The 22,781-nt window shown below is 56.1% G+C and carries 20 protein-coding genes; 10 read left to right on the top strand and 10 right to left on the bottom strand.

Going from position 1 to position 22,781, the window contains the following annotated elements:
* Positions 1 to 396: 396 nt before the first annotated feature.
* Complete coding sequence (locus ABD920_RS23230) at positions 397 to 2,943, top strand: DUF7619 domain-containing protein (protein ID WP_345162878.1); 2,547 nt, start codon at positions 397 to 399, stop codon at positions 2,941 to 2,943.
* 83 nt (positions 2,944 to 3,026) lie between these two features.
* On the opposite strand, the gene corA is transcribed toward ABD920_RS23230, so the two are convergent.
* Both corA and ABD920_RS23220 read right to left on the bottom strand, forming a co-directional pair.
* A complete protein-coding gene (corA, locus tag ABD920_RS23225) occupies positions 3,027 to 4,157 on the bottom strand; it encodes a magnesium/cobalt transporter CorA (protein WP_345162875.1) in 1,131 nt (376 codons plus the stop codon).
* 193 nt (positions 4,158 to 4,350) lie between these two features.
* The gene (locus ABD920_RS23220; RefSeq protein WP_345162872.1) at positions 4,351 to 4,953 is read right to left on the bottom strand and encodes an IMPACT family protein; all 603 of its coding nucleotides are present in this window, start codon (positions 4,951 to 4,953) and stop codon (positions 4,351 to 4,353) included.
* A gap of 162 nt (positions 4,954 to 5,115) precedes the next feature.
* Between ABD920_RS23220 and ABD920_RS23215 the strand changes: the two genes are divergently transcribed.
* The 4 genes from ABD920_RS23215 (at position 5,116) to ABD920_RS23200 (ending at position 8,818) form a co-directional block, all read left to right on the top strand.
* Positions 5,116 to 5,529: a sugar 3,4-ketoisomerase gene (locus tag ABD920_RS23215; RefSeq protein WP_345162869.1), complete on the top strand. Its 414-nt coding sequence runs from the start codon at positions 5,116 to 5,118 to the stop codon at positions 5,527 to 5,529.
* 16 nt (positions 5,530 to 5,545) lie between these two features.
* The gene (locus ABD920_RS23210; RefSeq protein ID WP_345162866.1) at positions 5,546 to 6,652 is read left to right on the top strand and encodes a DegT/DnrJ/EryC1/StrS family aminotransferase; all 1,107 of its coding nucleotides are present in this window, start codon (positions 5,546 to 5,548) and stop codon (positions 6,650 to 6,652) included.
* Between the two features lie 31 nt (positions 6,653 to 6,683).
* Positions 6,684 to 7,640, top strand: a complete 957-nt coding sequence (locus tag ABD920_RS23205; RefSeq protein WP_345162863.1) for a glycosyltransferase family 2 protein — start codon at positions 6,684 to 6,686, stop codon at positions 7,638 to 7,640.
* A 197-nt stretch (positions 7,641 to 7,837) separates the two neighbouring features.
* The gene (locus ABD920_RS23200; RefSeq protein WP_345162860.1) at positions 7,838 to 8,818 is read left to right on the top strand and encodes an acyl-ACP desaturase; all 981 of its coding nucleotides are present in this window, start codon (positions 7,838 to 7,840) and stop codon (positions 8,816 to 8,818) included.
* 196 nt (positions 8,819 to 9,014) lie between these two features.
* Here the strand turns inward: ABD920_RS23200 and ABD920_RS23195 are convergent, their stop codons facing one another.
* Positions 9,015 to 9,296, bottom strand: coding sequence for a DUF427 domain-containing protein (locus tag ABD920_RS23195; protein WP_345162857.1), 282 nt, complete (start codon positions 9,294 to 9,296; stop codon positions 9,015 to 9,017).
* Between the two features lie 202 nt (positions 9,297 to 9,498).
* On the opposite strand from ABD920_RS23195, the gene ABD920_RS23190 reads away from it, so the two are divergent.
* The 3 genes from ABD920_RS23190 (at position 9,499) to ABD920_RS23180 (ending at position 12,733) form a co-directional block, all read left to right on the top strand.
* A complete protein-coding gene (locus tag ABD920_RS23190; RefSeq protein WP_345162854.1) occupies positions 9,499 to 10,596 on the top strand; it encodes a vWA domain-containing protein in 1,098 nt (365 codons plus the stop codon).
* 6 nt (positions 10,597 to 10,602) lie between these two features.
* On the top strand, positions 10,603 to 11,124 hold the full coding sequence (locus ABD920_RS23185) for a hypothetical protein (protein ID WP_345162851.1): 522 nt from the start codon (positions 10,603 to 10,605) through the stop codon (positions 11,122 to 11,124).
* Positions 11,125 to 11,206: 82 nt separating this feature from the next.
* Entirely contained in the window at positions 11,207 to 12,733 is a 1,527-nt protein-coding gene (locus ABD920_RS23180) for a sigma 54-interacting transcriptional regulator (protein WP_345162848.1), read from the top strand.
* A 76-nt stretch (positions 12,734 to 12,809) separates the two neighbouring features.
* Here ABD920_RS23180 and ABD920_RS23175 read toward each other — a convergent pair whose 3' ends face one another.
* Positions 12,810 to 13,097, bottom strand: a complete 288-nt coding sequence (locus ABD920_RS23175) for a hypothetical protein (protein WP_345162846.1) — start codon at positions 13,095 to 13,097, stop codon at positions 12,810 to 12,812.
* A gap of 218 nt (positions 13,098 to 13,315) precedes the next feature.
* On the opposite strand from ABD920_RS23175, the gene ABD920_RS23170 reads away from it, so the two are divergent.
* Positions 13,316 to 14,041 carry a ZIP family metal transporter gene (locus ABD920_RS23170; protein WP_345162844.1) on the top strand — a complete coding sequence of 242 codons (726 nt, stop codon included), beginning with the start codon at positions 13,316 to 13,318 and terminating at the stop codon, positions 14,039 to 14,041.
* Here ABD920_RS23170 and ABD920_RS23165 read toward each other — a convergent pair.
* The gene (locus ABD920_RS23165; RefSeq protein ID WP_345162843.1) at positions 14,019 to 15,323 is read right to left on the bottom strand and encodes a dicarboxylate/amino acid:cation symporter; all 1,305 of its coding nucleotides are present in this window, start codon (positions 15,321 to 15,323) and stop codon (positions 14,019 to 14,021) included. The two genes, ABD920_RS23170 and ABD920_RS23165, sit on opposite strands and share 23 nt — an antisense overlap.
* A 381-nt stretch (positions 15,324 to 15,704) precedes the next feature.
* Positions 15,705 to 16,163, bottom strand: a complete 459-nt coding sequence (locus ABD920_RS23160; protein WP_345162842.1) for a peptidylprolyl isomerase — start codon at positions 16,161 to 16,163, stop codon at positions 15,705 to 15,707.
* A gap of 156 nt (positions 16,164 to 16,319) precedes the next feature.
* Here ABD920_RS23160 and ABD920_RS23155 point away from each other — a divergent pair, with 156 nt between their 5' ends.
* Entirely contained in the window at positions 16,320 to 16,976 is a 657-nt protein-coding gene (locus ABD920_RS23155; protein WP_345162840.1) for a fasciclin domain-containing protein, read from the top strand.
* A 208-nt stretch (positions 16,977 to 17,184) separates the two neighbouring features.
* On the opposite strand, the gene ABD920_RS23150 is transcribed toward ABD920_RS23155, so the two are convergent.
* The 4 genes from ABD920_RS23150 to ABD920_RS23135 all read right to left on the bottom strand — a co-directional run bounded on the left by ABD920_RS23150 (position 17,185) and on the right by ABD920_RS23135 (position 22,772).
* Positions 17,185 to 18,663, bottom strand: a complete 1,479-nt coding sequence (locus tag ABD920_RS23150) for a sodium:solute symporter (RefSeq protein ID WP_345162838.1) — start codon at positions 18,661 to 18,663, stop codon at positions 17,185 to 17,187.
* A gap of 147 nt (positions 18,664 to 18,810) precedes the next feature.
* Entirely contained in the window at positions 18,811 to 19,830 is a 1,020-nt protein-coding gene (locus ABD920_RS23145) for an MBL fold metallo-hydrolase (protein ID WP_345162836.1), read from the bottom strand.
* Positions 19,831 to 20,170: 340 nt separating this feature from the next.
* Entirely contained in the window at positions 20,171 to 20,833 is a 663-nt protein-coding gene (locus ABD920_RS23140) for a hypothetical protein (protein WP_345162834.1), read from the bottom strand.
* A 112-nt stretch (positions 20,834 to 20,945) separates the two neighbouring features.
* Complete coding sequence (locus tag ABD920_RS23135) at positions 20,946 to 22,772, bottom strand: M61 family metallopeptidase (protein ID WP_345162832.1); 1,827 nt, start codon at positions 22,770 to 22,772, stop codon at positions 20,946 to 20,948.
* Between the last annotated feature and the right edge of the window lie 9 nt (positions 22,773 to 22,781).

Here is a 22,781-nt window from a genome sequence, read left to right as displayed (position 1 = left end):
GGAAATACTGTAGTTTCCTCTTTAGATGGCGCTTTTTCGAAAGTCACATTATATGACATAAGGGGTAAAGCGGTATCTTCTTTGCCAAGTGGCACACCTAGCGTAACAATGAGTCAGGATGGTAAATTAATTGCCGCCGCCGATAATTACAAGGACATTGTAACAGTATACGAGACAACATCAACTCAGGAATACAACCTCATAGAAGGCAATATATACCATGATGCCAACGCTAACTGCAGTCAGGATGAAGTAGAAACTGGGCTTGCTAATATCTTGGTTAAGGCCGAGCCTGGACCTTATTACGGCGCAACAGACAAATCAGGTAATTATAGGCTTCTTGTAGGAAAGGGTAGCTATACCGTGTCGCCAATCACAGAAAATAGCAGCGGGAAAATGATATCCCAAACCTGTACTTCGGGTGGTGCTGCCAGTATAAACTTCGGGGATTACGGCAATTATTCGACAGGTAATAATGCTGGCGTCCAAGTAACCCTCTCGCCTTACCTCACTGCCAGCGTCTCCTCCACGCGCCGCCGCCGCTGCTTCGAGAGCACAACCAAACTCACCTACTCCAACACCGGTTTTGCCCCCGCTGAGAACGCCAAAGTATACCTGCAACTGCCGGAGCAGGTGGAGTTGCTTTCGGCAGACAAGCCCTTTACCCGCCTGCCCAACGGCACCTATGTGTTTGAGGCGGGCACGGTGGCACCGGGGCAAACCAGCGTCATCACCATTCAGGACAAAGTCGTGTGCGGCGACGAGAGCATCCGCGGCCTCACCGTCTGCACCAAAGCCTGGATAACGCCGGGCAACCAGCCCCCTACCGCACCACCCACGGCAGTGAGCACGGTGACAGGGAAGTGTGACGCTTCCACAGGCTACGTGCGGTTCGTGATCAGGAACACCGGGCAGACAGATATGGCGACAGGCGAGCAGTTCCGAATTTACCAGGACGGAAAACTCACCACCATCGAGAATTATACACTTGCCGCTGGCGACAGCATAGTGTTCCGGGTGCCTGCCATGGGCAGAACCGTCCGGCTGGAGGCAGACCAGCCGGACGGCAACGGCGACAACACCCTTGCCAGCGCCACCGTCGAGGCCTGCCGTGCAGGAGGTTCGCCCGTCGCTCTCAGCACGGGCTTCGTGAACATCATGCCCGCCGACGACGAGGAGGCCGAAGTAGCCGAAGAATGCCTGCCCATCATCGACTCCTTCGACCCGAATGACAAGGCAGTGTTCCCGACCGGCGTGACCGCAGAAAACTTCACCCCAACCAACACAGCGCTTCAGTACAAGATCAGGTTTCAGAACACGGGCACCGATGTGGCCTACCGCGTAGTGGTCGTCGACACGCTCTCGGAGCATCTGGATATCAGCACCCTGCAGCTGGGCTCGGCCTCGCACAGCTACACCTATGCCGTGAGCGGCAAAGGGCAGCCTGTCCTCACCTGGACGTTCAACAACATCATGCTGCCCGACAGCACCGCCAACGAGCCGGGCAGCCACGGCTATATACAGTTCAGCATCAAGCCAAAGGAAGGTTTGCCTGAGAAAACAGCCGTGGAGAACTTCGCCGACATTTTCTTCGATTACAACTCCCCCGTCCGCACCAACGTGACGGTCAACCGCATCTACGATGTTCCGAGGGAGGTACTGGCGGAAAACAGGATATCAGGTGAAGAGATAATCATGACACCTACCGTCCAGGCCTTTTCCCCCGCCGCTGGCAAACCCGGCGCAGAGGTGATGATTACGGGCACGAAATTCTCAGAGGATGCCCGGCGAAACAAGGTATATATAAACGGGGTGCAGGCTGAAATAGTGGAGGGAAACGCTACTTCCCTGAAGGTGAGAGTGCCAGCGGGTGCCCGCACGGGAACACTTAGCGTTGTGACAGAACATGCAGGTGCCAGCAGCAAGACGACCTTTGTTGTGTACCAGCCACCGGTTGTCTCCGGCTTCAGCCCCGCAGAGGGCGTGGTGGGTGCCGAGGTCATACTGCAGGGCAGTTACCCGGCTGAAGGTGAGTTGGAAAGCGTAAAACTTGGCGGACTGGCTTGCGAGGTTATCAGCGCTGCCCCGGAGGCCCTAGTGCTCCGCGTGCCGGAGGGTGCGTCAAGCGGGAATTTCCAGGTTCTTACCAGAGGAGGGATAGCGGAAAGCGCTGCGCCCTACATCGTTTGGCACCAGCCAGAAATCAGCGGCCTGAGCAAGCGCACTGACAAAGTGGGCAGCGAGCTGATTATATATGGGAATAATTTCTCCACTGTCGCCTCACGGAATACGGTGAAAATGGGCCAGGCGCAGGCCGGGGTGTTGCAGGCGTCTGCCACTTCTTTAAAAGTGCGTGTTCCGCAGGGGGCCGCCTCCGGCTACATCACCGTGGAAACACCCGGCGGAGCAGCTGTCAGTGCCATGGCTTTCGAGGTTATTCCTGCCCCTGTTCTGGCATCCGTGTCTCCGGGGCAAGGCAGCGTGGGCACGGTAGTGGAGTTGAAGGGCCAGCATTTCTCAGTATTAGGCCAACAGGACACGGTGCTCTTTAACGGAGCGAAGGCGGTTGTGCTGCGGGCAGGCGAAGCAAGCCTGACGGTGCGGGTGCCGCGCGGGGCGCAAACAGGAAAGATACAGGTGTCGGGCATCGGAGGCAGCACGCATAGCGCCACCGACTTTGTGGTGGAGGAACTGACACCGCAGCAGGCCATCTCTGTTTACCCTAACCCGGCCGCCGGCAGGTTCACCCTCGACTTTGTAAAGGCGGATTTTGACGTGTGGCAGGTGGATATTTTCAATAATGTTGGCACACGGGTCTTTAGTCAGCCAGTGGATCAGGAAGGTAGCCTGGAGGTCGACCTTTCGGCGCTGAGCGCCAGTCTGTACCATATTCAGGTGAGCACCTCGCGTGGCAAAGTTTTAAAGAGGCTCCAGGTGCTTTAGCGTCTAAAGTGTAAGGCACGATGAATTAATCTTCGGGGCTACTAAATCAATTCTTTCACGGGCAATGCAACTGGCGAACTGAATCAGAAACTGCTGAACCAGCCTTTGCGGTAGAAGAAGTACAGCTGAAACAGGATCAGGATGCACATCAGGGCAAGCAGGATGGGGTAGGAGTACGGCTGGTACAGCTCCGGCATGCTGAAAGGATACACCTTCCCTGTTTCGGGGTTCTCGTGGGAGAAGTTCATTCCGTACAAGCCCACGATAAAGCTGAGCGGTATAAAGATAGTGGAGATAATGGTCAGCACTTTCATGATCTCATTCATGCGGTTGCTCACCGAAGACATGTGCAGGTCCACCAGACTGGAGGCCATATCCTTGTGGTTGTCTACCAGGTCGATGAGCTGGATGACGTGATCGTAGGCGTCGCGGAAGTAAACCTTGAGGTTCTCGGGGATGACGTCCTCGCCCATGCGCAGCATCTCCGACATTTTATCGCGCTCGGGCCAGGTAATGCGCCTTAGTTTTACCAGCTCGCTCTTCAGGTCCAGTATCAGCGTGAGGTTAGTCTTGGAGGTCTGGAGAATTACCTGCTGCTCCAGGTCCTCTATGTACTCACCGATCTCCGCCATCACCGGGAAATAGTAATCCAGCACCACGTCCATCATCGCATATGCCATGTACATGGTTGGCCGCTGCCTTATCACGCCTTTCCCCACGCGGATGCGTTCCCGCAGCGGGTCGAGGCAATCGGCATAGTCGCTTTGCAGGCTGAGCACGTAGTTGGGTCCGGTGAACAGCGACAGCTGCACATCCTCCAGGGATTTTGACTCAGAGGACCAGCGCAGCATGCGGGATATAATGAAGAGGCGGTGCCTGTCAAACTCCTCCACCTTGGGCCGCTGGTAATCGTTGATGACGTCCTCCATTTGCAGCGGGTGCAGATGGAAGTCCTGCGCCAGTTGCTCCAGCATCGCCTGGTCGCCGTAGCCGCGTATGTCGATCCAGTGGCGGGCGTCGGGCTTTGCCCTTACCCGCTGCATCAGTTCGGCGTATGTTTTCAGCTCCAGCTCCTCGAAGAAGTCGATATTGAACGAAATCAGGAAAAAGCGCGGGGGGTAAGACTCCGCCGACACAACCAGCGTGCCTGGCTTTAACCCGACTTTGCGCTCTAATATCTTGTCACGGGTGCGGCGATGCTTGCGTTTGGCCATTTTTGTTTGTTTGAGTTGCTTGACAGTTGATTGTATGATGGCTCCGTCTAAAAGGTGGTCGAAAGCAAGGAACCTTTGGTTAGCCGTGCCGATTTTTGAAACACGACCTGTATAGATGCCTGAGTTGTGGTTTATATATAGCACGGGTATAGATAAGCAATCCTTACAACATTCACCAGCCACAAATCAGGAATTACTCCAGTCCCGTCACGCTTACGCCTTCAATAGCCCCGAGTTTTGTGGCTACCTCCCCCTGCAGTTTTTTTCGCACCTCCAGCGTGAGGCGGCAGTCCAGCTCAAAGCGCTGATTCCGGATCGGCAGGTCATATGCCTTTACCAGGGCCATCACGTCGTTCATCTGCGGGTAGGCATAACGCGCCTGCAGCAGCGCCGTTTCGTGCTTCTCCACCACGGTGGCGTTAGCCAGCGCGTCGGCTGCCGCCGTTTTATAGGCGTTGATCAGCCCGCTCACGCCCAACTTGGTGCCCCCGAAGTAACGGACCACCACAATCAGGAGGTTGCTGAGGTCGGCGGAGCGGATCTGGCCGAGGATCGGATCGCCGGCGGAGTGGTTGGGCTCCCCGTCGTCGTTGGCCCTGAAGCGGGCTTTGTCGGCGCCCAGGCTATAAGCGTAACAGTGGTGGCGGGCATCGTAGTACTGCTTTTTCAGCTCCGCGATAACCTCCTTCACCTCCTCCTCGGTATGCACAGGGTAAGCCAGCGCGATGAACTTGCTGCCCTTCTCCTTGTAAAGTCCTTCGGCGGGAGCTTCTATGGTGCGGTAGGTGTCTTCCATTGTTTTCAAGAGCAGCAGGGTACGTTCAGGTTGGCCCTGCGCCCTAGCTGGCAGTACTGCAAATGTAGCCGATCCGGCGCCAAGGGCAAAACTACAGCGGCAAAGGGTATATATTGGCTCAAAAAGTTTTACTTTGTGCATCGTACCAAAACCTAAACAAAATTGCCTGCTAGCCCTTACCTCCTCACGTTCGAGCGCATCGGAAGTCCCAAAACCGGGTATATCACCTCTACGCAGTACGCTGACCGTGTGCCGTTTGCGATACGGCGCGTGTTCTGGACACACGGCACCCCGCCCGAGGTGGTGCGCGGCCACCACGCCAACAAAGCCACAGAGGAAGTGCTCATCGCCCTCACCGGCACCGTGCGCGTGAAAGCCGACACCGGAAAGCAGGTGCAGGAGTTTACGCTGACTGATGCGCGGACTGGTTTATATATACCGGCGATGTGCTGGACAGAGCTCCGCTTCTCGGAAGGCGCCCTTGCGTTGTGCCTCACCTCCACCGATTACGCCGACGAGGATTATATCCGGGATTACGCCTACTTTAAAAAGCTGGCAACGCACCTTGAGCTATAGCTTATAATGTTTGCTGATGGAGCCAATCCCCTACTTTGCGTTCAGAGACTTTCCGGTTGGCAGTGAGGCAGCTGTGCAGCAGGCCCTTCTACAGGCGGTGGCGGGTAAATCGTATATACTGGGCAAAGAACTTAAACACTTTGAGGAGGCATATGCCGGCTACCTGGGCGCAAAGGCAGCGGTGGGGGTGGGCAATGGCTACGATGCGCTGGTGCTGGCCCTGAAGGCCGTGGGCGTGGGTCCCGGGGACGAAGTCGTGCTCCCGGTGCATACGTTCATCGCCACCATTAACGCTGTGCTGCAGGTGGGGGCAAAGCCGGTGCTGGTGGAGCCGGACACCAAGACCTGTAACATCACGGCCGCCACCGTTGCCCCGGCTGTCACCGCCAGCACAAAAGCCATCGTGCCGGTGCATCTCTACGGGCAGGTATGCGAAATGGGGCCGCTGCTGCAACTGGCAAGGGCACATAACCTGAGAATTGTGGAAGACGCCGCGCAGGCGCACGGTGCCCGCTATGAGAACAAGTTCGCAGGCACGTTTGGCGATGCCGGGGCTTTTAGCTTTTACCCTACCAAAAACCTGGGTGCCTTGGGCGATGCCGGCGCCGTGGTAACAAATGATGAAGCCATAGCACAGTTTGTGCAGATGTACCGCAACTACGGAGAGGCGCAGAAGTACCGAAGCGAGGTGGTGGGGGTCAACTCGCGGCTGGACGAGTTGCAGGCGGCGGTGCTGCGGGTAAAGCTACAGAACTTAGACCAACTGAACGCAGAGCGGCAAAGGCTGGCAGCCATATATAAAGAGGAACTACAGGGAACTGAAGAGCTTGTTTTGCCGGTTACTGCCCCTGGCTGTGGCCACGTGTACCATATCTTCAGCATCCGGACAAGGCGGCGCGAGGCGCTGCAGCAGTGGTTGCGCGTGCAAGGCATCTATACCGCCGTTCACTACCCGGTGCCGGTGCACCTGCAGCCGGCTTACAGGTTCCTGGGGCATAAAGCCGGAGACTTCCCGGTGGCGGAGGAACTGGCGCAGACAAGCCTCAGTCTGCCGCTGTTCCCTGGGCTGAAGCAGCATGAGCAGGAAAGGGTAGTGGACATGGTCAGGAAATTTTTCAGGTAGTGCCTAAGTTCTATCATAGATGCATCCGCCTATGAGCCCGACGCCCCTGGTGTCTATTGTCTGCCTGTGCTACAACCACGCACGTTTTCTGCGGGAGGCCCTTGATTCTGTGCTGGCGCAGACGTACCCGAACATGGAGGTGATTGTGGTCGATGACTGCAGCACCGACGGCAGCGTCAGCATCATCCGGGAGTACATCGCGAAGCACCCCCATATGCAGTTCGTCAGTACGGGCCATAACAGGGGGAACACGGCTGCCTTCAACATCGGGTGGCGCGCCAGCCACGGCGATTACATCATCGATTTCGCCACCGACGACGTGCTGCTGCCCGAGCGGGTGGCGCAGCAGGTGGAGGCATTCGAAAAGCTGGATCAGACCCATGGGGTCATCTATACCGATGCCGTCTATATAAACGACGACTCCACCCCCATTGGCTATCATTACAGGCGCAGGCAGGACGGGCAACTGGATGCCTATGCGCCTTCCGGCGATGTTTTTTCGGACCTGCTGGGGAAGTATATCATCTGCCCGCCCACCATGATGGTACGCCGCCGGGTGTTCGAAGCGCTCAACGGCTATGATGAAACCCTGGCCTATGAAGACTTTGATTTCTGGGTGCGCTCGTCCCGGATTTATAAATATTTTTACCTCGACAGAGTCACCACCAAGCGGCGGGTACACACCAGCTCTCTCTCCCAAAGCTGGTACAAACCCGGAAACAAACTGCTGGCCTCCACGGTTAAGGTTTGCCGGAAGGCCGCCGGCCTGGTGAAGACGGAACAGGAGCGGCAGGCTCTGGCGCAGCGGCTGAAATACGAGGCCCGCCATGCGTACCTGACGGGTAACTTCGCGGAGGCGGGGCAGTTCCTGGACCTGCTCCGCCAGCAGGGCGGCATACCGGTTGTGTACCAGTTCTTGGAAACGCTCAACAGGAACAGAATCAGGCTCGGTTGGCTGCGTAAGGTATACCATTACCTGAAGCATTGAAATTAAATAGCCTCTTTCTCTGTTAGTTCTGCAATAGGACTATAATTATGTGGAACACTTTCGTGTTTTTACGTAAGTATAAGTTCCTGAGTCTTTTAGCAGCATGGCCCCTTTTAGATTATAATTTAAATGTCAGATGCCAAAGCTGCTATATTGACATTTATAAGTATATTTGAACATTAATCAACCTATATAAAATGATTACAGCAAGCACCACCTCCCGTGCAGAAGTTATAAAATGGATGGAAGATTTTGTGGGCGAAAAGTTCTCTGAGCTTCTGAAGACAGTAGAAGAGAGCTGGCAACCTGCGGATCTTTTGCCGGATGCCACCTTGGAAACTTTTTTCGATGAGATAAAGGATTTGCGCGAGCGTGCCCGTGATCTGAGCTACGACCTGCTGGCCGTGCTGGTAGGCGATACCATCACTGAAGAAGCGCTGCCAAGCTACGAGAGCTGGCTGATGACCATAAAGGGGCTCCCGCAGGACCCTGACAGCCCGTGGATGAAATGGAACCGCGGCTGGACAGCCGAGGAGAACCGCCACGGCGATGCCCTGAACCGCTACCTGTACCTGAGCGGCCGCATCAACATGCGCGAGATGGAGGCTTCCACGCAGTACCTGCTGGCCGACGGCTTCGACCTGCAGACCGATATGGACCCGTACCGCTCGTTTGTGTACACCAGCTTCCAGGAGACAGCCACTAACATCTCCCATCGCCGGGTGGCGCAAATCGCCAAGAAGCAGGGCGACCTGACGCTGGCCAAGCTTTGCGGACACGTGGCCGCCGATGAGGCCCGCCACGCCAAGGCATATAAGGCGTTTGTGAGCAAAATTTTTGAGGCAGACCCGAACGAGATGATGCTGGCTTTTGAGGATATGATGCGCAAGAAGATTGTGATGCCCGCCCACTACATGCGCGAGCTGGGTGTGGACATTGGCAAAACCTTCGGCCACTTCACCGATGCCGCGCAGCGTATCGGGGTATATACCTCTTCCGATTATACCGATATTGTGGATGACCTGATCAAGGAGTGGAAAATTGAGGCGCTGACTGACCTGAACGAAGCCGGCGAACGCGCCCGCGATTACGTGGTGGCCCTGCCCGCCCGCCTGAAGCGCGTAGCCGAGCGCATGAAAGTGCCAATGCTGGAATACAAGTTCCGCTGGATTGCCTAAACAGGCAGCAGATATATATAAAAGAGAAGGCCTAAGCATATATGCTTAGGCCTTCTCTTTTATATAAAAGTCTTTCTACAGCAGGTGAACCCCGTGCTATGACAGAGGGGCTTTCCCGCGCCTCCGGCGCAGAAAGTTGCTGGCGAGTAGGCGCAGGATGGTGTGGAAGATCATGGCTTAAATTTATATATACGGCTTAAGCCTCCACTTTCACGCCTTTCCAGAAGGCAACGTAATCTTTTATTTCGCTTGCTGCTGCCTTTGGAGCCGGGTAGTACCATGCTGCGTCGGGGTTTGTCCTGCCGTTTACCTTAATATGGTAATAAGACGCCTCGCCTTTCCAGGAGCAGGTCGTGTGGGTATCACTCGCTTCGCAGTGTTCCTGCTTCATTGCGCCCGGCGGGAAGTACTGGTTTCCCTCGATCTCAATTGTCTCGTTACTTTCTGCAATCACTGCGTCATTCCATATCGCTTTCATCGATTTTTCGTTTTAGGTTAAGGGAGTATCTATACGAGCTATAATTAGCTGCCATATATAACCCGGAACCTGCATCAAAGTTTATATACAAGGGCCGCCCGATAATTTTGGGAGCTGCTTTTCAACTTCCTTTAATTTAGCCGGAGCGGCCGAACATTGCACCCGCTAATTGTGTTGTACCTTCAAACCTTTTACTATTCGTATGGCAATAGGATACCGATTTACTGAATATATACCGCCCCAGGACGATAAGCCCAATTTTGATTCGCTGCTGAAAATTTTCCTGCAACTCGTGACCATCTCTTCCGGTGACGTGGGGGAGGCGCTCAACTGGCTCAGCTCCCTCGACAAGCAGTATAACCTGACCAGCGACGACTACGGCATCGGCGACTTTATCGAGGACCTGCGCAAGAAAGGCTACCTCGACGAGGACAAGGAGAAAGGCACGCTCCAGCTGACCGCTAAAAGTGAGCAGGGCATCCGCAGGAGCGCCTTGGAGGAGATTTTCGGGAAGCTGAAGAAAGGCGGCAAGGGCAGCCACAACACGCCGCACACCGGCATGGGCGACGAGGCCAGCACCGATCAGCGCGAATACCGCTTCGGCGATTCGCTGGAGCAGATCTCCATGACCGACTCGCTGCGCAATGCCCAGATCAACCACGGCATCGGCGACCTGCGGCTCACGGAGCAGGACCTGGAGGTGACCGAGACGGAGCACAAGACACAGGCGGCCACGGTGCTGATGATCGACATCTCGCACTCCATGATCCTGTACGGTGAAGACCGCATTACGCCCGCCAAAAAAGTGGCGATGGCTCTGGCCGAACTCATCAAGCAGAAATACCCGAAAGACACCCTGGACATCCTGGTGTTCGGGAACGATGCCTGGCAGATCGAGGTGAAGGACCTGCCGTACCTGGAGGTGGGCCCGTACCACACCAACACGGTGGCGGGGCTGGAGCTGGCCATGGACATCCTGCGCAAGCGCAAGACGCCGAACAAGCAGATCTTCATGATCACAGACGGCAAGCCAACCTGCCTGAAGGAGGGGCTGAACTACTACAAAAACAGCTTCGGCCTGGACCGCAAGGTGGTGAACAAAACCCTGAACCTGGCTGCCCAGTGCCGCCGCATCAAGATCCCGATCACCACCTTTATGATCGCCTCCGACCCGTACCTGCAGGCGTTCGTGGACGAGTTCACCAAAGTGAACAACGGGCAGGCCTATTACAGCAGCCTGAAAGGCCTCGGGCACCTCGTGTTCCGGGATTACAAGCAGAACCGCAAAAAGAACTTCTAAGCCCATATGCACAGCCAGAGAGCCAAGGAAACCCGGCACGGAGACCCGGCAGGCGGGGCGATGGCTACTTTTTTGCCGCACCTGCTTGTACAGCTCATCGCACTTTTTACCGCCTCGGGCGGGTTGATCCTGCTGGCCTTTTCGGAATGGTCCGGGGCGATATTCGCCCTGCTGTTCCTGCTTTTTCAGGTGTGCCTCCATTTCTTCATCAGGTCCACGAACAGCTATGTGCAGGCAATCTCAGACCGTGCCCTGCACGTGGTGATGCAGGTGGTGCAGTCGGCGTTTGTGGTGATGGGCGTTGCCGCGCTTGGGTTGCTTTTTTACTGGCTCTTCCAGTGGTGCTTTTACTACTGGAACAACGAGTCCGCAAGCGGTGACTTTTACTTCGACTGGCACGGCGCGGTGCTGTCGCAGGTTCCCCCGCTGGTGTGGGTCGGGGCGATCGGCGAGGTGATCCGGCAGGGCTACCCGCTCCTGCAGCGCGGGGCGGCGCAGTTGCAAAAGTATTTCACCACCTGGGGCTAAGCTTACGTACAAAACAATTCAGCCAAAAATCGATTTTATTCTTTCAACCGCATCAGGTTAACTGATAAATTATACTTGCTACATGAATTACAAGAACATACCAGCTGAGAAGCTATTGCAGATAAAAACGCTGGGCCAGCTGAAGGCCGCCGGTTACGAGCCGCAGTCGGTGAAGCAGGAGCTGCGCGCCAATCTGATAAAAAGGCTGCAGAACAAGGAGGAAGTTTTTCCCGGCATATGGGGCTACGAGGAAACCGTGATCCCGGACATGCAGCGGGCCATCCTGTCCATGCACCACATCAACCTGCTGGGCTTGCGCGGCCAGGCTAAAACCCGCATCGCCCGCCAGATGGTGGATCTCCTGGATGAGTACATCCCGGTGGTGAAAGGCTCTGAACTGAACGACGACCCGCTGCAGCCACTCTCGCGCTACGCCAAAGACATGGTGCACGAGCACGGCGACGATACCCCCATTGGTTGGATGCACCGCTCGGAGCGTTACACCGAGAAGCTGGCGACGCCTGATGTGTCGGTGGCCGACCTGATCGGCGACGCGGACCCCATCAAGGCGGCCACCATGAAGTTGCCTTACTCGGATGAGCGGGTGATTCACTTTGGTTTGATCCCGCGGTCGCACCGGGGTATTTTCGTCATCAACGAGTTGCCCGATTTACAGGCGCGCATCCAGGTGTCGCTGTTCAACATCCTGCAGGAAGGCGATATCCAGATCCGTGGTTTCAAAGTGCGCATGCCGCTGGATATCCAGTTTGTGTTCACGGCTAATCCCGAAGACTACACCAACCGCGGTTCCATCGTCACGCCGCTCAAAGACCGCATCGACTCCCAGATCATCACGCACTATCCAAAGGATATTGAGACAGGCAAGAAAATCACCCGGCAGGAAGCGCACATTAAAGAGGGGCAGGGGCAGCTGGTGAAAACCAACGACATCATCGGCGACTTGATTGAGCAGGTGGCGTTTGAGGCCCGCGAGAGTGAGTATGTGGACGCGAAAAGCGGCGTATCGGCCCGCCTGACCATCTCAGCCTACGAAAACCTGATCAGTGCGGCCGAGCGGCGCGCGCTGATGAACGGCGAGGCGTCAACCTATATACGGGTAGCCGATTTCCTGAACACCATCCCGGCTGTGACTGGTAAAGTGGAGCTGGTATATGAAGGCGAGCAGGAAGGCGCCGGCCACGTGGCGCAGGTACTGATGGGCAAAGCCATCCGCACGCAGTTCCTCAAGTACTTCCCCGACCCGGACAAAGGCAAGAAATCGAAGCAGGGCAGCCCGTACAAGAGCATCACCGAGTGGTTTGGCGATGGCAACACCGTGGATATCCTGAACGATGCCTCCGAGGCGGAGTACAAGAAAGCCCTGCAAAGCGTGCCCGGCCTGAAGGCCGTGGTGGAGAAATACCAGCCCGATGCGAAAGGCGACGAGAAGCTGTTCCTGATGGAGTTTGCGTTGCATGGCCTCGCCGAGCACAGCCAACTCAGTAAGAACCGCCTCAGCACTGGCCTCCAGTTCAAGGACCTGCTCAGCGGCATGTTCTCCATGCCCAACTTCAGCGACGAGGACGAGGATGAGGACGACAAGTATTAACCGGCTTCTGAGCTGAGATGCTATATATAAACAAGCAAGGCAGGGGTTAATCGCTCCTGCCTTGCTTGTTTATACGCTACAGCATGGCCAGTGCAATTTGTTCCCATTCCTCCTCCAACGACACAGACGGTCTTTTACGGCCGGCTTTGCGGTACCAGTAATCCGCGTTCCAGGTGTCGCCTTCTTTGCGGTGCAGGTAGGCATGTATCCAGGCGGCGTCTGCATCAGGCAAATCCTGGATCAGTTCATGCGACTTGTCCCAGTTGCCTTTGCCGTCGTACCACAGCGCCTGCAGGTAGACAGAGGCTGCCGGAGGTGGCATATCGCTGCCTTTTAAGCTCTGTCGGAAAGATTGTAAATCCATATACTCACTTTTAATTTACAGGAAGTTGCTTTGCTATACTTGTGCGGGAATGCAAGGGTTATCGGTCGGTCGGCAGACGCAGGCTAAAAAGCAGCATTCTAATAAGCTCAGACCAAGATAGTAATTTATGCTGGCGTTGGTGCAGCAGGAGTTATATACAGGTGGCCTCTTGTACATGCGCAGTAACCCTGGCTCTGAAAACGAAGTAGTTTCTGGGTATGGGATATGTTTCGATCTGGCCGGTGCTGGTGCTGGCGCTTATACACTTTTTCGGAGGAAGACTAAGGTTTTTGGCGGGTGTGCCCCGCAGTATATGGCTGTCGTGTGCCGGGGGCGTTTCGGTGTCCTATGTGTTTTTGCACCTGTTCCCGGAACTAAGCGAAGGGCAGGAGCAGGTGGAAGATGCTTTTGAGGCCGTCGCGTTCCTGGAGCACCACATTTACCTGATGTCCCTGGTGGGGCTTTCCTTTTTCTATGGCCTGGAGCGCATGGTCATCAACAACCGGGACGAGGTGCGGGAGAAAGGCAAAAGTGAGAAAACCAGCGGCTTGTTCTGGGTACACATCGGCTCGTTTGCCATATACAATGCCCTGATCGGTTACCTGCTGTTCCAGCGGGAAGAGGGCTCGCTCGATACACTCATCCTGTTCTCGGTTGCCATGGCGCTGCACTTTATCGTGAACGACTTTGGCCTGCAGGAGCATCACCATGACACATACCGAAAGGTGGGGCGCTGGGTGCTGGTGGTTGCCCTGGTGGCAGGATGGGCCGTAGGGTACCTGGTGGAGGTGACGGAGGCGGCGGTCGCGTTGGTGATGGCCTTTATCGGCGGCGGCGTGGTACTGAACGTGCTGAAAGAGGAGCTGCCCGAGCAGCGCAAAAGCCGCTATTGGGCTTTCTTGCTGGGAGCATCTCTGTATGCTATACTTTTGCTGTCGCTGTAGGCGGGTGCAGCTGGCCCTCGGTGCGGGCCACCATCAGCGATACAGTTGCGTCGCCGGTCACATTCACGGTGGTGCGGAGCATATCCAGTATCCGGTCCGGGGCCAGGATCAGGGCGATGCCTTCTACAGGGATGCCCGCCTGCTGCAGTACAATCACCAGCATCACGGTGCCGGCACCCGGCACGGCGGCCGCCCCAATGGAGGCCAGGGTAGCCGTCATCACAATGCCAAGCTGCGCCATGATGTCCAGGTCGATGCCGTACGCCTGCGCGATAAACACTGCGGCCACGGCCTGGTAGAGGCTCGTGCCGTCCATGTTGATGGTGGCGCCCAGCGGCAGCACAAAAGAAGTGATCTCCCTGTTAACCCCTAACTCCTTTTCAGCGCACTCCATCGTTACCGGCAGCGTGGCAGCGCTGGAGGAGGTGGAGAAGGCCAGCATCTGCGCCGGGAACATGGCACGAAAGAAATCCTTGTACTTTGTTTTGCCCACGAATACCACCAGGAACGGATAAACCGCGAAGATCATAATGGCCAGGCCCGTGATCACCACCAGGCAATAGTAGCCCAGCACCAGCAGCAGTTCCACGGCGGAGCCGGGGTCGTCACCGGCAAACTCAACCACCAGGCCCGCCAGCAGGGCAAACACGCCATAGGGCGCCGTTTTCATGATCAGGTCCACGATCTTGAGGATTACCAGGTTCACGCCCTCAAAAAAGTCATTGACCGGCGCGGCTTTGTCCGGGGGAATCATGATGAGGGCGATGCCGAACAGGAGCGCGAAGAAGATGACCTGCAGCATAGCGCCGTTGTTGGTGAGCGCGCCGAAAATATTGTCCGGCACAATGTCGATAAGCGGTTGCAGGGGCCCCTGTTCCTTTACTGCGGCGGCGTCCGATGATTTCGCCGTGGTGGCGGAGGCGAACTGCTGCTTGAATTCTTCCCGCTTCTCGGGCGAGAAGGCCTTGCCCGGCTCAAACACATTCACCAGCACCAGGCCCAGCATCACGGCCAGCACCGTTGTGGTGAGGTAGATGCCGATTGTTTTGGAGCCGATCCGGGAAAGCCTGCTCACATCGCTCAGGCTGGAGACGCCCGTTATCAGCGACACCAGCACCAGTGGCACGGCAATCAGTTTCAGCAGGTTAATGAAGATGGTCCCGAAGGGTTTCACCCAGTCGGTGGTGAAGTCTACAAGGCCAAGGGAGCTGGCAAGTATCCCCCACAGGACGCCGAGGGTCATCCCGATCAGGATCTGCCAGTGTAAAGCGAGTTTCTTCATATGCGGTAGCAGCAGGCAGGGCTAAGCCAGGGCTTTCCTGCCTCTCTTACAGAATTGATTTAGAGTGTTCGGTTCAGGAATCCGGCACGTCTACAAGGCAGGGCAGCCAAGGCTATAGTTCCCTGTTGCAAGTGCCGAACAGTTGTTAGCTAAATTTAGTCAAAATTAGGAGCCGAAAGCAGGTTTAGCAGCAAAGATTCAATTTAAAAGTACAAAAATCATATATGACTGAGGATTTGCACCTGGTCCTCTACGGATGCGCCCGTGTGCCGCCACAATTGCCAATGCCTTATTTACGCAGCGCCTGAAAATAACAGCAGCCGGCCTCTGTTCAGAGGTCGGCTGCTGTGGAACTGTAAGCTGCTTCAAAGGAGATAGGGTCTATTCCTCGTTCACAACGATCTTTTCGATTCTGTCATTCGCCTTGATCTGGTCAATCACCTCATCGCCTTCTATCACTTTGCCGAACACGGTATGGTTGCGGTCTAAGTGGGCGGTGTTCTTGCGGCTATGGCAGATAAAGAACTGGGACCCTCCGGTGTTGCGGCCGGCATGCGCCATGCTCAGTACACCGCGGTCGTGGTACTGGTTCTCACCTGTCAGTTCACAGTCAATCTTGTAGCCCGGACCACCGGTTCCCGGCACTCCTTTGGCGCCTTCACGCGAGTTCGGGCAGCCGCCTTGTATCACGAAGTCCGGGAGCACGCGGTGGAAGGTAAGGCCATCGTAAAAGCCTTTCTTGGCGAGGTCAATAAAGTTTTGCACAGTTTTAGGGGCATCTTTCTCGTAGAATTCTACTTTCATGACGCCTTTGCCCGTATGGATTTCTGCAGTTTTCATGGATTACGCTTTAATTCGATAAATAAGTAAAGTTGATAACAAAAGTACGGAAATTTAAGTTTAAGAGAGCAAAAGGCGGTGTTCCTTCTGCAGGTAAGCTGCGCCGGCAAGCTGCCGGGATTTAAAATATTTACAAGCACAACCTATATATACGCTATGAAGAAAACGAAAACAATGGCCTTCGCCTTCCTGATGAGTTTCAGCCTGCTGGGCTGCAACACAGGCGAAGAAAGAATGGAAAACCCGATGCAGGAAGACAGCACGGAGCCAACCGGGCGCCGGGAGGCAGACAGCCGCGGCGTTGAGCCGGGCACACACCTTGATCCGCTTTCGCCTGGGGAAGAAGGGGCTGAACTAAGCGATACAGACCCGAATATTGGCGGCCGCGAAATGATGCCTTCCCAAAATCTCGTGGAGAACATCACTTCCAATGCTGAACTGACCACGTTTGCCTCGGTTATCCGGAAGGCAGAACTTATAAACTCCCTGAACGGGACTGGGCCTTACACGGTCTTTGCGCCTACTGACGAGGCTTTCGAAAGCTTGCCTGAGAACTCGCTGGAAGACCTGATGAAAACGGAAAACAGGAAGCAACTGGTGGCCCTGCTCAACAACCACGTGGTGGCCGGGCAATTAAAAGCAGAACAGCTGCAGGACGGGTCATCCCTGAAGACCTTGGGCGGAACAGAGCTCAAAGTGACGAAGGAGGGCGACCGCCTTACCGTGAACGGCGCCGAGGTGATGGAACCAAACGCCATGAGCCAGAACGGCGTAATCCATGTCATCAACAAGGTCATGGCCGTGAAAGAATAAGCGCGCCATGCTTCAAAAGCACAAAAGGCAGGAGATAACTCTCCTGCCTTTTGTGCTTTCGGCTGTGAACGAAGTGTTCTGGCAAGTCTCCTAAACCTTCTGCCATATATGGCTTTTTCCTTTTGCTTGATAGGGGAGCGGCATTATTACTGTGGCTATGGAAGGGTGTATATGTGGTCAGGTACTGCTATATGCTTCCAGCCGCGCTTTAAGACGCCTGCTGTTCCTGTGCCAGTTCCAGCTCATCGATTTTCCCCGACGAAACCGCCATCAGCCCGGTGAAGGTCAGGAAGCCGTTTAAAATAAGCACCTCGAACCCGAACTCATATCCCCAGAACCAATCGACGGAGTTGTAGCTGATGATGTAGGTGAGGAGCGGGGCCACGACACATATAAGCGGCACAAACCGGTCGCGCACGGCGCGCCGGGTATATAAGCCAAAGCTGTACAACCCCAGCAGCGGCCCGTAGGTATAGCCGGCCACCTTGAAAACGGCCGTCACCACATTCTCACTGTTCAGCACGTCAAACGCCAGGATCACCAGCACCATCAGCACCGAAAACCCCACGTGTACGATATAGCGCAGGCGCACCCGCTCGTGCTCGCTTCGCTCCTTAAAGTTGAGGAAATCCACGCAGAAGGAGGTGGTGAGGGCGGTGAGGGCTGAGTCGGCGGAAGCGTAGGTGATGGCGATGATGCCCAGGATGAACACGAGGCCCACGATCTGGGGGAAGTAGCCCAGCGCCAGGAACGGGAACACGTCGTCGCCTTTGGCCGGCAGGTCGATGCCCTTGGTATTGGCGTATATATAAAGTAGCGCTCCCAGCGAGAGGAACAGGATGTTGACGAACACAAGGATGATACTGAACCAGAACATGTTTTTCTGGGCTTCGCCGATGTTTTTGCAGCTCAGGTTCTTCTGCATCATATCCTGGTCAAGCCCCGTCATCACGATGGCGATAAAGGCGCCGGAGAAAAACTGCTTCAGGAAGTACCTGCTGTCTTTCACGTCCCAGAAAAACACTTGCGAGTAGTCGCTTGCCTCGATGGTGCTCACCAGCCCCTGAAAGCCCATGTTCAGCTCATCGGAGATCAGCCAGATGCTGATGCCGACGGCCAGCAGCATGGCCGTGGTCTGGAAGGTGTCCGTCCAGATGATGGTTTTCATGCCGCCCCGGAAAGTATATACCCAGATCAGCGCGATGGTGATGACAACGGAAACCGCAAACGGCACGCCCAGCCCATCGAACACCGCCAGTTGCAAAACCCCGGCCACCAGGAACAACCGGATGGCGGCCCCCAGGGTGCGTGAAAGCAGGAAAAAACCCGCCCCGGTTTTGTAGGACCAGTACCCGAAGCGCTGCTCCAAGTAGGTATAGATGGAAACGAGGTTCAGGCGGTAGTAGAGCGGCATCAGCACCGTGGCGATGACGAAGTAGCCCAGCAGGTAGCCCAGCACCAGCTGCAGGTACGAGAACTGCGCCTTCTGCACCATCCCCGGAATAGAGACGAAGGTAACGCCCGAAAGCGAGGTGCCGATCATTCCGAACGCCACCACATACCACGGCGACTTCCGGTTGGCCAGGAAGAAGGTCTCGGAGTCGGTGTTCTTGCTGGTGAGGTAAGAGATGAAGATGAGAATGAAGAAGTAGGCTACAATCAGGCTAATGATAAGGGTTGGAGACATAGCTATTGCTGTTGTTCGTTAGGGCTGTTCAGCGGTTTCTAAACTTGGTGCGCCTGAGCCGCGAAAGGTCTCCCTCCAAGGCAAAATTTAAAAAGCGCCAGGCTCAGGTACACAAATATAGCAAAAGTCTGCACCAAGCCGCAGCCTTTATTGCAGCTCCTGCAGCAGCACAGGCTCCCCTATGGCAGGAATCTTCAGGCCCTGAAGCATGCCCCCGGCGGCCACCTGCCGCAGCAGGCGCACCGGCTCGCCCGGCGGCTCATCCGACAGATCGTAGGTGCCGTAATGCATCGGGATGAAGGTGCCACCGTGCAGGAGGTTGTAGGCTTTCACGGCCTCGTGCGGGTTCATATGGCTCTTGCTCATCAGGAAGGTGGGTTTATAGGCGCCAACAGGCATCAGGCACACGTCCATCGGCCCCAGCAGGTCCTCTATCGCCTCAAAGTGCGGGCCGATGGCTGAGTCGCCGGCAAAGAAAATGCTGGTGGTGGGCGTGCGAAGCACAAAGCTGCCCCACAGCACCTTGTTGATATCCGACAAGCCCCGGCGGTGCCAGTGGGCGGCAGGCATAAAGTAGACTTCCACCTCGCCGGGCACCAGGTCAAACTTCTGGTACCAGCCCGCCTCCTGGTAGGGCAGTTGCGGGTCTATGCCGCGCAGGAGGTCGCCGGCACGCAGCGGAACCAGGGCTTTCAGCTGCGGGTTGTGCGCGAACGCAGTGCGTATCGTTTTTTTATCGAGGTGGTCGCGGTGCCCGTGGGAGAGCAGCAGGAAATTGATGTTGCGCAGGTGCTCCGGCGGGCAGGGCAGGCTTACTTTGCGCGGCACCATCGGCAGGTCAAAAAAAATGGGGTCTGTCAGGAACGTGACGCCCCCCAGCCGGATGAAAAAGCTGCAGTGCCCAAGCCAGACCACCATGTCCTTGTCAGATTCGATAAACGCACTGCCAGCCTGCACCGCCGGGACAAAGTTATCCTGCTTTTTCTCGTTGCGCTGCGGGTTCCGGCTCAGTTGCCAGCGCAATACATTGCTGAACTTTGGAATGTACAGATCGTCTCCGTTGGCAAAGCGGCCGTTAATGGTTTTATTGCCCCGGTAGTCTTTCTTGATTGTTAGGAGGCGCTCATTTCTGATATGGCGGATGGCGTTGTTGTTCGGCAAAATCATGTTCTGTTTATATTCCTGTTATATAACCCCGAAACGGCGCGTAAGGTTAGCGCAATGTGGCTGTCCGCTCTTCGTGATTGGTCTCTAAACACTGAGAGGCGGTCTGAGGGGGAGCTGCTGAAATTGCGTTAACCGACACAAGAGGTCCGGTGCACCGCTTGTAAGCTATATAATTTCCCTTGCGGTATATAGTACATGCCGCACTCCATCATCCGGAAAATTATCTTGTTAGGTGAAGCTGAGACGGCCGACGCCGCATACCCTGTTCTTTGGCTGCCGTGAAGCAAAAAGCGCTTCCCTGTTTACCAGGAAAGCGCTTTTTGCTGAAGATGCTACATCGCTAATATCCGAATCCGTTGCGGTTGTAGTTGCCGAAGCCCGGGTTATAGAACGGGCTTGCATAAGGCGAAGCGCCATTGGTATAGCGCACGCCGCCCGACACGGAAAAGTTATTCGTTATTTTGTAAGTGGCCTGGAAGTCAGCGCCCATGCGGCCCGGGCTGTACAAGCCACCGTAGTTCAGATGCTGCGTGGGCATGTTAGAGAAGTCTTTCCAGATGTTACCGCTCAGGATGAGCCTGTCGCTGGCAAGGTAATCTACGCCTGCGCTGGCTATATAATGGCTGCCGCCACTGTTGCGGTACATGATGGTCGTGCCTTCCGGCGTAACAGCCGGCATGTTATAGGACGATACGTTCATATATGTCAGGCCGGCCGTGACCCGGAAGCGGCTGCTTACCTGGTAGCGCACGGAGGGCGTAATGAAGTGCGAGTTGCCGTAGCCGTTGCTGAAGCTCATGCCGGTAGAGAGGCTGTAGCTCATGCGGGGGCCGGTCCAGGCTGGCTTCTCGTCTTCAGCAGCCACTGCCTCAGCTCTGCTCACGGGCATGTCTGTTGCAACAGGGGCAGGTGCGGCGTCTAAGCTGGGCTTCACCTCCTGGGCCATCGCGTGGCTGGTCCAGAGCAGGCATGCCGCCAGTATTGTATTTCTTATGTTTTTCACGTGAACGGGTTGAGTTCCTTCTATATACTAAGTTACGGGGAAAGTAGTTCAAATCAAAGCGCCCCCGGCCTTCGCTTCAGAACGCACCGTGCTTAAGTTTGTTGTAACGCCGCTATTTTGCTTTTGAACCCAGCCAGGCCTGCCGGTACTGCTCCATTTCCGGGGTCAGCTGCTTGCCGATGCTTTCATACAGCACCACCTCCAGCGTCGGCACCTCGTCCAGCACCAGCGTGGTGCTGCGGGGCTGGCCCAGGCGGCTGAAAGTCACCGGGACGCTGTCTCCCGGTTTATGCCTGGCCAGCACCTGCTGCAGGTCTTTCTCCTTGCGGATCTTCCGGCCGTCCAAAGTCAGGATAATGTCGCCTCTCTCAAGCCCGGCTTTATAAGCGCCTGAGTTTACGAACGTGCCGTCGGGTATAACAGCACCCGCGTCCGTATATTCAAACGACACCATCGCTACCGTGGCCTCACCGGGCTTTGCCTTTCGGAGTTCCATGCCCGCCTTCGCCAGCAGCGGCGTAAGGTCCGGCAGCTTACTGCCACGGACGCTGTTGCTGAAGAACAGGTTCGCCCAGGCCTTGTCGCCGGACACCTCCGCCAGCGTCTCTTCCAGATCAGCCAGGGTGTAAGGCTTCTCCGGCTGGCCGTACTTGCGCCAGAGCGCCTGCATATAGTCATCCAGGGTCTTGCTGTAGCGCTGGCGCAGGGTCATGTCCAGGGCGAGGCCCGTCATGCTGCCGTAGGTGTAGTAGGAGATGAAAGTGTTGTGGCGGTTCACCGGGTCAACGGAGCGGGCAGCGTCTACGAAAGGGGCCTGCATGCTCATCTCAGCCAGGCTATGGTACTGCCTGCCCGGATGCAGCAGCACGTAGTTCAGGTCGCCGGCCAGGTCTGCGGCGTATTTTTTGATGTCGAAGATGCCGCTGCGGGCCATGATCATATCGCCGTAGTAACTCGTGAAGCCCTCTGCCAGCCACAGCGCCTCCGACATGTTCGCCTCCTGGAAGTTAAACGGCTCCAGGCTTTTCGGGCGGATGCGCTCCACGTTCCACGCATGGAAGAACTCATGCGACACGGTGTTCAGCTGGCTGCTCATCGCTTCGGCCAGCGGGCGCGAGCTCGTCACGATGGTGGAATTGCGGTGCTCCATGCCGTCGCCCACGGCCTGCGGCATATAGCACCCGATAAAGGTGTAGCGCCCGAAATCATACGCCGGCAGCTGCCCATATACCGCACGTTGCTCTGCCACGATCGCCTTTGTTTTCGCCACATACTCCGCAAACTGCGCCGGCGTGCCCCGGTGATGCAGCGCCACCTGTATGGTTCTGGTCTTGCCATTCCCGCCCACGGCCCACTCTGCAAAGTCGAAATCACTGAGCTCGGTCGGGCTGTCCATCAGGTACTGAAAATTGGGGGCGGAGTAGGTGGTTCCCTGCTCGTGCTTCAGCTGCGTGGCCACTTTCCAGTTCCTGCCCTCCGGCATATGGAACGTGACGTACGCCGGCGACTGCTCAAACTGCTCGGCATACAGAAGCGTGGCGGGCATGTTCAGGTGCGCGTGCGTTTCGTCGACGCCGGCGTAGGTGCCATCGGCGTGGTCCGCGAACAGGGTGTAGCTGACGGTAACGGTGCCGGTATGGCGCGGCACGCCCCACTCGTTGGTGTCTGACCGGTAGAGTGGCAGCGGCTTGCCCTGTGCATCGGTCGCCTGCACGTTGTAAACATTCTTGGCAAACTCATGAATGGCATAGCGCCCCGGCGATGTCCGCGGCATCAGCACCTTCAGGGTGTCCGATTTTATGTCTGAGAACGTGGCCTGCACTTCCGCCTCGTGGTGCACCGCGTTCGGGAACGACAGGCTGTAGGTTACTTTTTGCTGCGCCACCGCGGGCTGCAGCAGCAACGCCAGCGCCAGCAGGGTAGAGAGTCTATGATTCATTTATCCTGA

The sequence above is a fragment of the Pontibacter saemangeumensis genome (genome assembly GCF_039541895.1).
Taxonomy (GTDB): Bacteria; Bacteroidota; Bacteroidia; order Cytophagales; family Hymenobacteraceae; genus Pontibacter; species Pontibacter saemangeumensis.
Note: the sequence above shows the minus strand (reverse complement) of the source record. Positions and strands in the feature narration are given on the sequence as shown.